The organism is Bacteroidota bacterium, from assembly GCA_016213405.1.
In the GTDB taxonomy this organism is placed as follows: Bacteria; Bacteroidota; Bacteroidia; order Palsa-948; family Palsa-948; genus Palsa-948.
Genome location: JACRAM010000116.1, coordinates 129727 through 141999 on the forward strand (window position 1 = coordinate 129727; position 12273 = coordinate 141999).

A 12273-nucleotide genomic window follows, 5' to 3' on the forward strand; every position below is an offset into this window, starting at 1 on the left:
ATTTCTGAAGCAGAAATTTTCCCCCTTCATCAAGGGGGAATTAATCCACCTTCAGCGAGTGCCCCATTTTATCGCGCTTGGTCTGGAGGTATTTTTTGTTGTGTGCGTTGGATTGAATTTCGATGCTCAGGTTTTCAACTATTTCTAATCCGTAGCCGAGCAAGCCCGCGCGCTTTTTAGGGTTGTTGGTCATGAGGCGGAGTTTGTGCACGCCAAGGTCGCGCAGGATTTGCGCGCCCACTCCGTAATCGCGCGCGTCCATAGGGAAACCGAGCGCGTGGTTGGCTTCCACCGTATCTTTTCCTTCTTCCTGCAGTTTGTATGCCTTTAGTTTGTTGAGCAGCCCTATTCCTCTGCCTTCCTGATTCATGTACACAATAACGCCTTTGCCTTCGCGCTCAATCATCTCCATGGCGCGGTGCAGCTGCGGTCCGCAATCGCATCGGAGCGAACCAAAAATATCTCCGGTGAGGCAGCACGAGTGCACGCGCACCATCACGGGTTCATCTTTTTTCCAGGTTCCTTTTACAATGGCAAGATGGTCTTGTTTTGTGGTGGTCTGGCTATAGGCAATCATGTCAAACGTTCCGAAGGGAGTGGGGAGTTTCACTTTCACTTCGCGTTTCACGATGGTTTCTTTATTGAGGCGGTAAGCGATGAGGTCTTTGATGGAAATTATTTTCAGCTTAAACTTTTTTGCTATCTCGAAAAGCTGCGGAAGGCGAGCCATTGTTCCGTCTTCATTCATTATTTCTACCAGCACACCTGCGGGTTCAAATCCCGCAAAGCAGGAAAGATCTACCGATGCTTCCGTATGCCCTGCACGCTTGAGCACTCCGCCATTCTGCGCGCGGATGGGAAAAATATGTCCGGGTCTGCCAAAGTTTTCAGGTTTCATTTTTGGATTGATGAGCGCCTGAATTGTTTTGGAACGGTCGCTGGCAGAAATTCCGGTTGTGCAGCCCTGCCCGAGTAAATCTATAGAAACAGTAAAAGCAGTTTCGTGCTGAGAAGTATTTTGAGAAACCATTAAATTCAAACCAAGTTCTTTGCAGCGCTGCTGAGTGAGCGGTGCGCAGATGAGTCCGCGCCCGTGCGTTGCCATGAAATTTATCACTTCGGGAGTTGCATTGCGCGCGGCAGTTACAAAGTCGCCTTCGTTCTCGCGGTCTTCGTCATCCACCACAATAATTACTTTCCCGTTTTTGATTTCGGAAATGGCTTCTTCAATAGTATTGAGCGTGTATTTCATAGGAGATAAAGGTACGAATAATTGGTGTCCCCCTTTTTAAAGGGGGAATGTTCCGCTTTGGGAACAAGGGGGATTTTTTTTGCGCGCCACCCCCGATAAGAATCGGGGCTGTCGGGCTTTTCGTTTCAAGTCCTCGTCCCGATAATTATCGGGACTGCGGGCTTTCCACTGCAATCCCTCGCGCAAAAAAACTCAACCTTGAGACACACTCCCGTCCTCAATGGGTGATGGAAATAAATTCTCCCTTCCCTTTGGGAAGGGTTGGGGATGGGCTTCTTATCTTTTTGTCGGAGTCCACACGCTAGACTTTACACCGCCAAGAAATTTGAAAAAGCCAATCAGCAAGGCAAGGTTGGTGGTGAAAAAATGTGTGACAAGTCGGGTAGGGGAAGAAATTTTAAGTGCGGCAAGAAGTAAGTCAAAAGCTAAAAGAAGAAGCAAAAGGTTTTGGAGAAGAAAAAAGATTTCAAAAAAACTTATTCGTAGTTCGTATGTTCGTACAAATTCGTACTTCGATGGAATAAGAATGAAGTTAGTAATGTAAAGAGCGATCATCAGAAATGGACCTTTCCATCTCAGCAATTTATGAGATAGAAAACAAAAAGACAGCGCATTAAACCTGAATAGGAGATGGAGAAATGCAAAATAATTCTGATAACTTCCAGTGGCAATTCTGATTTTTCGTTTGAATTCTATTTTCCAGTCGCTCGGAACTTCCTCGTAAACTTTTGCATTCAGTTCGCTGATGGCTTTGCCACCTTTCTCCAGAACTTTCATGTTGATGTAGAAATCATCCACGAGAAAATTCTCAGGAACCGGAGAGTAAAAACTTTTTCTTACAGCATAGCAGCCGCCAAACGGTCCCATCATCATCCCGAAAATTTTTCCTTCGTTGCTTTTGATTCCAGATTCCCCACGTATGTAAGTGCTTTCAGCTTTTGAAATTCCTCCTTGCAGATTAATATTCTGCATGTGTGAATCCACTAAGCCTATTTCAGAATTTGAAAAATGTTTTGCGAGTTCACGAATTGTGTCTTTGTCGAAGAGTACGTTTGCATCTGTGAGAATGAGAATTTCATTCTTTGCCAGCGTAACAAGTTTGTTTATGATTTTTGGTTTGCCGTTTCTCCCAGAAAATTCCACGAGCTGAACTTGCGGAAATGATTTTACAATATCATTGGTTTTGTCTGAAGAATTATCGGAGCCGACAATCACTTCAATTTTTTCTCTCGGATAATCAGAATTGAAAATGCTTTCTAGTTTTTGCTTTATTATTTTTTCTTCGTTGTAGGCGGGAATAAGAATGGAAATTTTGCCCTCTCCCTCGCTCCCTCTCCCACGGGGAGAGGGAAGTTTTGTAGATGCAAGAACTTTAAGAAGCAAGGGATAAATTATATATGTATGTGCCAGCGCAGCAAATGAAACCCAGAATATGATTTGTAAATAAATCATGCTGAGGCAAGATGTTGTTTGTCCGAAGGACTCCTTTCGGATAAGAATTCTAAAAGTTTACTTGTAACTTCATGACTGCTGAATTGTCTTTTTGCAAACTGATAAGCATTGTCCCCTATAAGAGTAAAAAATATTTTTTCATTTATACATTTAGCAATTTTCTCTGCAAATGCTTCAGGAGTATCTGCAATCAGAATGTTTTGTCCGTCCTTGCAGGGAATTCCTTCCGCGCCAAGAGAGGTAGAGACGATTGTTTTTCCGAGTGCCATTCCTTCAATGATCTTCACTCTTATTCCGCTTCCCGAAAATAAAGGGACAATCATTATTCCTTTTGAGTTCATGAAATCATAGGCGTTTTCAACTTCGCCCACCACTACCAGATTTTTTGCTTCCGGTAATTTAATTTGGATTGCGTTTCTGCCTGCAATGTAGAATTTCAAATCGGGAAACTGAGAACTGATTTTTTGCCAGGTAGTTTTCAAAAACCATTCAAGGCCTTCCACATTCGGCATCCAATCCAAAGCGCCAATGAAAAATACAGAAGGGAATTCCATTTTGCTTTTATCTGACTTTAGGATTGTTTCATCATAAGGAGCAGGACAAACATGAATTGGCAGTTCACATCCGAACGATTTCAGCATTTGCGCATCACGCTCCGTAACAGAAGTCATCAAATCATATTTGTTCACGCGTTCGATTTCATATTTCTTCAATTGCTTCGCGAGAATTTTCAGATAAGTTCTTTTGACAAAGCTTTTTTCGTTATCAGCAACCCGCTTCCAGATTTCATGTTCAATGTTGTGCGAGCGCATAGAAATTCTGGCTTCAGAAAATGTCCGGATGGTTTCCACATAAGGAGAAAGATAAAGTCCTTCGAGCTGAATGACATCAAATTCTTTCTGATGAAGGAGTTCAATCAGTTTATCATTATAAGCAGCGGAAATGAATCTTTCAATGTTGTAGGAGCGATTCTGCAAAAGGGTTATCAACGCTGAAAACGGTTTCACTTCATTGTCCACATCCACAGCAATCCAGTCAGCCAGCTTTTTTATTTCTTCGGGAAGATATTTTATATCGTAGGGATGCTTGGTAGTATTCATCGCCAGCAAGGTCACTTCATTTCCCAATACTGAAAATGCTTTTGTGTAATTGAAAATACCAATCGCACCTCCATCCTTTGGCGGATAGACAAACTTGTTGCACAGCTGAAGTATTCTCATTTTCTTTTCCGGAAGAGTTTTTGAAATGGCCTCAGGTAGGAATCAGTATCAAATAAAGCGGAATCAGAAGTTGCTTTCCGGGTAAGAAAAATTCCGAGGGGAAGCGTGACAACAGTGGCAATCCACATTCCAAGATATGGAGGAAGAGCACCTTCTTCGGACATTTTTTCTCCGGTAATAGTCACCACCCAGAATAAAATAAATATAATAACAGAAACCACCACAGGCATTCCTAATCCTCCCTTGCGGATAATAGCTCCAAGTGGTGCGCCAACAAAAAATAAAATCAGACAGGCAATCGAGAGAGTAAACTTTTTATGCCACTCAACCTTCAGCTTTATGATAGGTCTGTCATAATTTTCCATTTCACCAAGCAAGCTTTCTATATAATATTTTTTACTTCTTGCCATAGTCAATGCCATGTCAATCAAACGCTCTTTGCTCATTTTTTCCTCAGAAGTATTTTGGGTAATTAATGGAACATTCGGTGAGCGGTGCATCCCGAAGCGGCTATTGCTGAAATGTCTGCTTGTGTCTGACGGATTTGTTGTTGAAACCTGCGAAGTGGAGGTCTTGAATATTTTATTTTCAGAAAGCATTTCACCGAAGTTTTTTTTGAAATCAGAAATTCTTTTTTCTTTATCTGTTATTGTGGAGTCAATCATTTCTTCGATCTGCTGTAGGTTCAGCATCTCGTAGCTTGATTTGAATAATTCTTCTTCGCTGCGCACAAGGCGTAATCCTGATAAATCAAACCGCACTGTTTGTTCCTTGAATTTGCTTCGCACAAGAGGATAATTGTTTTCACCTTTTGAATCCGTCATTTCCTCATAACTGGTTCCGTTGAAAAGCTGAATGATTAAAAATTCTTTACCAGGAGTCATTTCAAGGTTGCCTGATTCGGCTGTAATTACTTTATTGTTTCCTGCATTTTGAGTATGGTCATAAATCATAATGTCATGACAGGTTGTTCCGTCATCATCTTTTTTCTCCACGCGAATCGTGTAACCGTCAATGCCATTATAAAAAACGCCCTCCTTGATATTAAGCGCAGGTTTTTTCTGCTGAATGTCATAAATAAGGGAGCGCATTTTCAAGTTGATGAACGGAAGCATATTGTTGGAAAAGAAAAAAGCTCCTACGCTTGTGAGGAACGCAACCAGTATCAGCGGAAACATGATTTTTTGAAGCGATATGCCCGAAGATTTCAGGGCAACTAATTCAAACTGCTCGCCAAGATTTCCAAACGTCATTAGCGAAGAAAGAAGAATTGCCAGGGGAAGAGCCAGCGGGAACATGGAAAGTGCTGCATAGAAAAAAAGTTCGACCAGCGTGCGAGTTTCCAGTCCTTTGCCGATTAAATCATCCACATATTTCCAGAGGAACTGGAGGAAAAGAACGAATACAGCAATGAAAAAGGTCATCAGGAATGGACCGATGTATGAGAAAATAATATACCTGTTCAGTGTTCGCATGGTACGGATAACGAATGTTTACGAATTTACGAATATAGTTTCATTCGTATATTCGCCAACGAATCCTGCATAAGGAAATTATGAAGAAAGGAAAAAAAATAGTTGTGGTACTTCCTGCCTACAATGCTGAACTTACTTTAAAGCAGACCTATGATGAAATTCCTTTTGACATTGTTGATGATGTGGTGCTGGTAGATGATTGCAGCAGCGATAAAACAGTGGAAGTGGCAAAGCAGATTGGGATCAAGCATGTGATTCGCCACGAAAAGAACAAGGGGTATGGTGGTAATCAGAAAACCTGCTATGATAAAGCACTTTCTCTCGGTGCGGATATTGTCATTATGCTTCATCCCGATTACCAGTACACGCCCATGCTTATTCCTTCCATGGCGAATATTATTGTGAATGATTTGTATGAAGTGGTGCTGGGTTCACGGATTTTGGGGAAGGGCGCGCTGCAAGGTGGAATGCCGATTTATAAATATATCTTCAACCGCTTTCTCACTTTTGCCGAAAATATTTTGCTGAATCAAAAGCTTTCCGAATATCATACCGGCTATCGAGCATTTTCAAAAAAGATATTAGAGAAAATAAATTACCACGCAAATTCAGATGATTTCGTTTTCGATAACCAGATGCTTTCCCAGATTATTTTTGCCGGCTATGAAATTGCGGAAGTTACCTGCCCGACAAAATATTTTAAAGATGCATCTTCCATCAACTTCAGCAGAAGTATGAAGTACGGTATGGGAGTGATGGGAGTTTCCTTCCTGCATTTCTTCTGCAAAATGGGTTTGATGAAATCGGAGATGTATAAGTTGAGGAGTTAGCCCCAACCCGAAAGGGGGAAAAACAAATTATCTTATCAGAATAAGTTTCTTTGTTCTGCTGAATTTTTCTCCGGTTACTTTGCAAAAATATATTCCATTGGGTTGAGAAGAAAGGTCAATGGTAATTGGTAATCGGTAATCAGTAATTGGTGAAGTGTAAACTTTTTCTCCAAGCATATTATGAATTTCAATACCAATTACCGAATACTGATTACTGATTACTTGTATTTGTCCGTTAGTAGGATTCGGGTAGATTGAAAAATCAAAAGTAGGTGAATTTATTTCAGCAATAGATGTTGTGGTTGTATCTCCCAGATAAAAGGCAACTCCTCCGCAGTAATTTCCTATTACTAAATCCATCAGTCCGTCTCCTGTAATGTCTTTGCCGGTAACTGTCATTCGCATGCCCTCCCAGATGCTCATATACATGGAATCAACATAAGTAAAGTTTCCATTTAGATTTCCATCAATGTTTTTATAATACCAGAGCCAGCCCTGTAGAGGATAATTTCTGTTTGCTTCGCTGCCGATAATCATCCTGTAACTTCCTGCGCTGTCATACATGAACGGAACGCTGTAGCCCGTGCAGCAGGGTTTCAACACATCCACTCCGCCAAAGGAAGTTGTAACAAGCGAGTAGGAGGGTGTGGTAGAAGTTCCTATGTTTTTATAGTAATTAATATTTCCTGTGCGCTCTCCAATAATTAAATCCAGATCTCCATCGCGGTCGGCATCTATCAGCTGAGGTGTTGCGTTACTGCCTATGTCAATTGGCGTGCCTGTGTTATCAGGATAGTTAAGAACGGGAAGAGTTGTAAAAACTGCGGGACCGGTGTTTCCTGTGTTTTGAAAATAATGAATCTTGCCATCGTAATCCCCGATAAACATATCAGCATCTCCATCGCCATCAACATCTCCGAACGTAAGATGTTTGCTTGAAGAAGCGGGAAGAAGTGAGGACAGGTTTGCATAATCAGCAGTGACAAAATTAAATTCAGGAGAAGACAGTGTTCCGTTATTTTTATAAGCGGTCACATTGTATTTATAGGAAAAAGGACAACTATCGCGCATCACATCATAGTTGGAGATAAGCAAGTCGGTAAGTCCGTCATTATCGAAATCAAAAAACACGGGGTCTGCTCCTTCGCCCACATCAATCATTTCATCCTGAAAAAGTTTTCTGTTTTTGCGAATGAATACGGGGGCATTGTCTGTGCCTGTATTTTCATAGTACCAAATACTTTCGTTGTTTATGGAACCGCTTGGCGAACTCGGAGAAACAATGAGGTCGCGCTTGTTATCATTATTCACATCAACAAAATAGGCGCAGGGAAAAGAAGTAATGTTGATGGGAGTTGAACCGGCAGGAAAATTATTTGTAACAGAGGTCATGTTTGCAGCAGACGGAGTGCCGCCATTGGTGAGAAAGGAGGGCGTGCAGCATCCGAGCTGACCGAGGTAAAATTCTTTATCGCCATCGGCATCCATATCTAAACATAAAAGGCAGGAGCCGCCATTATCCAAAGCAGTTCGGTTGTCATTCGGTTGTTTGTATGGCGATTGAATTACTATTGGATTACTATTGTCTGGCTGCAGTTGGTTTCCCATTCGGCAGGAACTCAACACTGCGGTGCAGGAGGCGCTGCTTTCTGTGAAATTTCCCCAGCATCCGTTTGTGTCTAGCTGAAAAATCAAACTGTCGCAGCCGTAGCCCATCTCTTGGGATTTGTTGATATGATAATCAACCGTCCAGCCGCCAATTAAAAAAACAAGAACGTCTAAATCGCCATCACCATCAATATCGTCAATAGCAGGCAATCCCTGCGGGCTGGTATAGATGTTTGCAACCAGTGGACCGAAGTCAGAAAGGTTGGTTTTTACAAGAGAGAATTGCAGGTTGGGAGACGTTGAAACATTTTTATACACGCGTATGCCGCTGGGGAAAGCATAGTTATAAGTGAAAATATCTTTCAGCCCATCGCAGTTGTAATCAATCAGGAGTACCCAGCTTTCAAGGTGAGGGAATTGCGATTGATATTGCTGGGCATGAGTGTAATCAACTTTGTTTGGCGTGCCGCCATTGAGGTAGGTGGTGATTTTGTTTCCTGTTCGGTCAAAAACAAAAAGGTCTTTGATACCGTCAAAGTTCAAGTCAATATCGGAGAACTGGCAGAAGTTATGCCCGCCCACCCAGGGAAATTTAAGTGTGTCGGTTCCGTTGTAAACAGGAATGGTGTCTGTGCGGATGTAATAGGGTTGTGAGAATGAAAATGTGCTGATGAACAAATGAGCCGATAGGCTGATGCAATAGCAATTTAGAATTAGAGATTTATGATACTGGGTTTTCATTGGCTAATTTGCTAATCTTCAAATCGGCTAATTGATTTTCTTCATTGAACGAAGATACGGGAATTTGATTTAACTTTTTATTCCAAGGTAACACAGATTCCCTTTGTTTCGGATTTATATAAAAAAAATAAACTGGTAAAATATATTCATAAAATATCTCCAAATAAAATTTAAACAGGTACTAAATATTATTATAAATAATTATTACAAATTTAAAGACAATAATGCAAAAGCAAGTATTCAGCTACTTCAGCTTGAACTCAACCTTCATTTCGTAGCGCAGTTTTATTTTCTGAAAATTAGGTCCTGAAGAATTATCACCTTCCATATTCATTGCAGTCTGGCTCACCACATTGCTGTTGCTATATGCGTTTGAATAATAACCGGTATAACTATTTTCAATTTCCTGAATAAGCAATGCCTCGCCTATTTCTTCGCCAATGCTTTTTGCCAGGTATTCAGCTTTTGCTTTGCTGGCAATAAGCGCTTTGGTTTTTACATCTTTGCGAAATTGCTCAATGTCGCTATGCGAAGTTTTACTGATGTTGAAATTATCTATTGCATTTTCATTTAAACCCGATACTATTTTATCCAGCTTGTCAGTTGAACTTACTTTTACAGCATACGAAATAGAACCCATAAAATCAGGTTCAGACTTGCGCCTTTTGTACCAGTAATAATCCCATCGCTCATTTCCGGTATAGCTGGATATGCTGATGTTGCTGTCCGCCACGCCTGCTTCTTTGCAGAGTGCAAGAAAATCTGTTTTAATGGTTTCAAGTTTTATTTTTTTCTTTGAAGCATCCAGGTATTCTTTCAGGGTGAAGGTCATATAAATCTCATTGGGAACAAATTCCATTTCAGCACTGCCTGTAACATCAATTTTCTTGGGCGATTCTGATTTGTTATCACAGCAATTGCAGGAAATTAAAACGGCAGACAAAAAGGCGGTGAGCATTAAAATGAATGATTTGTTTTTCATGGCGATAGTTTATTTTAAAATGTTAATGAAGCAAATGTAAAATTAATCAGTTAATGCTGGGAGGAGATAGAAGCTGAGATTGTGGTGGTAGAAGATATAGCCCCAAAGAGGGTGCCGTAGATTAAAGTTCCCCCAGATTATACCCAATCGTAAAATGGAATTGTGATTTTTGCATACCGGGGCGGAAGGGCACATCGTCAAACCTCCAGCCATAATCAAAGCCCAGCATTCCGAACATAGGCAAAAAGAACCGGATGCCGATTCCGGCAGATCGTTTCACATCAAAGGGTTTGAAATCACGCACGGATGCCCATGAGTTGCCCGCTTCGGCAAAAGCAAGCCCGTAAATGGTGGCGCTGGGGTTGAGCGAAATAGGATAGCGCAGTTCAGCCGTGTATTTTACAATGGAGGCGGCTCCCACGTTGCTCGTTGGTTTTTTGTAATCGAAAACTTCACCGTCATCGTATCCGCGCAGGGCAATGATTTCTCTTCCGTCTAACGGATTGTAGCCCGTGAGTCCGCTTCCTCCCAGAAAGAATCTTTCAAAAGGAGTTATTCCTAAATCTTTATTGTAATAGCCCAGCCAGCCATAGCCGAAACGTGTGTATAATACCAGTTTGTCTACAATTCTGGTATACCATGCTGAAGTGAATTTGAATTTGTAATATTCAATCCATTTGTATTTTTTGCTGTCGGCAAGATCGGCATAATTAATATCTTTTCCCTGCACATCGCGCTTCCAGATGGAGTAGGGTAAGGTTGCCTGCCCTGAGAATAACAGTTGCGAGCCGCTCTTCGGATAGATCAGATCATCCACCGAGTTGCGCGAAAGGGTGTATTTAAAATTCAGATTGTTGGAGAAGCCATCGGTGAAAGTAAAAACGCTGCGATAATTCTTGAGCGCATAATACTGGTAGTTGATTTCATACTGCGCCTGAAAAAAATCATCCGGAACTTTTTTTCTTCTTCCAAGCCCTGCCGACATTCCCCATATATCCAGTTCGCCAAACTGCGTATCTGATTTTGTTCTTCCGTTGGTGATGCGGTTCACGTAAGGCGTTAAGCTGAGCGAGTTTGGTTTTTTTCCTCCCCACCATGGCTCGGTGAACGACATGTTGAGCGACTGGTAATATGCACCGTTTGATTGGGCGCGTATGCTCAAACGCTGTCCATCGCCCGTAGGAAGCGGCTGCCATGCTCCTTTCTTAAAAAAGTTTCGTGCCGAAAAATTTCCAAACGTTACCCCGAGCGAGCCCACCACCCTGTTCTGCCCAAAACCGCCTGAGAGTTCCAACTGGTCAGATGATTTTTCTTCCACCACATATTCAATGTCCACCGTTCCGTTTTCAGGATGAGGAGTGGGGTTGACACCCATTTTTTCCGTGTCGAAATATCCGAGTATGGAAAGTTCGCGCTGCGAGCGTATGACATCGCTCCTGCGGAACAATTGTCCCGGGCGGGTGTGGAGTTCCCGCATAATCACATGGTCATTCGTTTTTGTATTTCCTTTTATGGTTATCTTATTAATGGTTGCCTGTTTGCCTTCGTAAATCCGTATTTCCATGTCAATGGAATCGCCTTCCACCAGAACTTCTACGGGTGTTACCTGAAAAAACAAATAGCCGTCATCCATGTACAAAGAACTGACATCGGTTCCGTTTGGATTTCCGAACAAACGCGATTCAAGCAATGACTGGTTGAACACATCGCCTTTTTTAACGCCCAGATTTTTGTCCAGCTCTTTGGATGAATATTTTGAATTGCCCACCCAGGTGATGTTGCGGAAATAATATTTTTTGCCTTCGTTCACAAAAAGGTCGATGCCGATGAAGCGGCTGCCAATTTTGTAAATGGTGTCTTTGGTAATTGTCGCATCACGATAACCTTTACCCAGATATTTCTCAATCACTTTTTTCTTGTCTTCTTCGTATTTTGATTCAAGGAGCGTGTGTGAATTGAAAATGGCGTACCAGCGTTTGCGCCTTGTTTCTTTCATGGCTCTTCTCAGCTTTCCGCTCTTAATGCTTGTGTTGCCGTGAAATTCCACTTCCCTGATTCTGACTTTCTGCCCTTTGTTCACTTTGATGTAAAGAATCACACTGTTCGCAAGAGCGCTGTCTTTTTCCTGAGCAACCACCACGGTGGCGTTCATGTATCCTTTATCCACCAGGTGATCGAGCGTTATTTGTTTTGTGGTTACCACCAGGTTTTCAGTTACCACCTTTCCGCGGTTGAGGTTGAGTTTTTCTTTCAGGTCATCCGCTTCTCCCTTCTTCAAACCTTTGAAAGAAAACTTGGAAAGGCGCGGACGCTCCTTTACCTGTATTTCGATAAAAATATTTTTGCCCTGAATCTTTGTCGCAACAATTTTCACATCCTCAAAAAAACCTTCTTTCCATAAGTTTTTGATGGCGGTGGAGGTAGCATCTCCCGGAATTTTTATTTTATCTCCCACGTATAATCCCGCCATGGAAAGAAGCACGCTGTTGTCGAGCGAGCCGGCTCCTGAAATAGTTACGCCTGCAATTTCATATTCTACGGGCTTTGAGTAATCAACAGAAATAGTGTCGGAAGAAATCAGTTGCTGAGCATGGCAAGTGTTGAGTATTGAGTAGTGAGTATTGAGAAGAAGGAAAAAGAAAAGGACTTTTTTCACGGTAGATTTTCTATTTAAATGCAATTGTAACGACATAAACAAAATAATATTTTCTGC

8 protein-coding genes are annotated in these 12273 nt (G+C 41.7%); 1 reads left to right on the top strand and 7 read right to left on the bottom strand.

What is annotated here, in order from left to right; genetic code table 11:
• Positions 1-40: 40 nt before the first annotated feature.
• From HY841_14270 to HY841_14285, 4 genes are all read right to left on the bottom strand, one after another.
• Positions 41-1252, bottom strand: coding sequence for a bifunctional 3,4-dihydroxy-2-butanone-4-phosphate synthase/GTP cyclohydrolase II (locus tag HY841_14270; GenBank protein ID MBI4931923.1), 1212 nt, complete (start codon positions 1250-1252; stop codon positions 41-43).
• 276 nt (positions 1253-1528) lie between these two features.
• A complete protein-coding gene (locus tag HY841_14275) occupies positions 1529-2704 on the bottom strand; it encodes a glycosyltransferase family 2 protein (protein MBI4931924.1) in 1176 nt (391 codons plus the stop codon).
• Complete coding sequence (locus HY841_14280; GenBank protein ID MBI4931925.1) at positions 2701-3924, bottom strand: glycosyltransferase; 1224 nt, start codon at positions 3922-3924, stop codon at positions 2701-2703. Before HY841_14280 ends, HY841_14275 begins: the two co-directional genes overlap by 4 nt.
• Positions 3921-5399, bottom strand: coding sequence for an LptF/LptG family permease (locus tag HY841_14285; GenBank protein ID MBI4931926.1), 1479 nt, complete (start codon positions 5397-5399; stop codon positions 3921-3923). The genes HY841_14280 and HY841_14285 overlap by 4 nt, the downstream gene beginning before the upstream one ends.
• A gap of 80 nt (positions 5400-5479) precedes the next feature.
• Between HY841_14285 and HY841_14290 the strand changes: the two genes are divergently transcribed.
• Positions 5480-6229, top strand: coding sequence for a glycosyltransferase family 2 protein (locus HY841_14290; protein MBI4931927.1), 750 nt, complete (start codon positions 5480-5482; stop codon positions 6227-6229).
• A gap of 27 nt (positions 6230-6256) precedes the next feature.
• Here HY841_14290 and HY841_14295 read toward each other — a convergent pair whose 3' ends face one another.
• The 3 genes from HY841_14295 to bamA form a co-directional block, all read right to left on the bottom strand.
• Complete coding sequence (locus HY841_14295; GenBank protein ID MBI4931928.1) at positions 6257-8578, bottom strand: T9SS type A sorting domain-containing protein; 2322 nt, start codon at positions 8576-8578, stop codon at positions 6257-6259.
• Positions 8579-8822: 244 nt separating this feature from the next.
• The gene (locus tag HY841_14300; protein ID MBI4931929.1) at positions 8823-9560 is read right to left on the bottom strand and encodes an SIMPL domain-containing protein; all 738 of its coding nucleotides are present in this window, start codon (positions 9558-9560) and stop codon (positions 8823-8825) included.
• Positions 9561-9681: 121 nt separating this feature from the next.
• Positions 9682-12216: an outer membrane protein assembly factor BamA gene (gene bamA / locus HY841_14305; protein MBI4931930.1), complete on the bottom strand. Its 2535-nt coding sequence runs from the start codon at positions 12214-12216 to the stop codon at positions 9682-9684.
• Positions 12217-12273: the final 57 nt, after the last annotated feature.

Coding starts and splice junctions, on each gene's coding strand:
- HY841_14270 (MBI4931923.1), bottom strand. CDS start 1,252: ATGAAATACACGCTCAATACTATTGAAGAAGCCATTTCCGAAATCAAA.
- HY841_14275 (MBI4931924.1), bottom strand. CDS start 2,704: ATGATTTATTTACAAATCATATTCTGGGTTTCATTTGCTGCGCTGGCA.
- HY841_14280 (MBI4931925.1), bottom strand. CDS start 3,924: ATGAGAATACTTCAGCTGTGCAACAAGTTTGTCTATCCGCCAAAGGAT.
- HY841_14285 (MBI4931926.1), bottom strand. CDS start 5,399: ATGCGAACACTGAACAGGTATATTATTTTCTCATACATCGGTCCATTC.
- HY841_14290 (MBI4931927.1), top strand. CDS start 5,480: ATGAAGAAAGGAAAAAAAATAGTTGTGGTACTTCCTGCCTACAATGCT.
- HY841_14295 (MBI4931928.1), bottom strand. CDS start 8,578: ATGAAAACCCAGTATCATAAATCTCTAATTCTAAATTGCTATTGCATC.
- HY841_14300 (MBI4931929.1), bottom strand. CDS start 9,560: ATGAAAAACAAATCATTCATTTTAATGCTCACCGCCTTTTTGTCTGCC.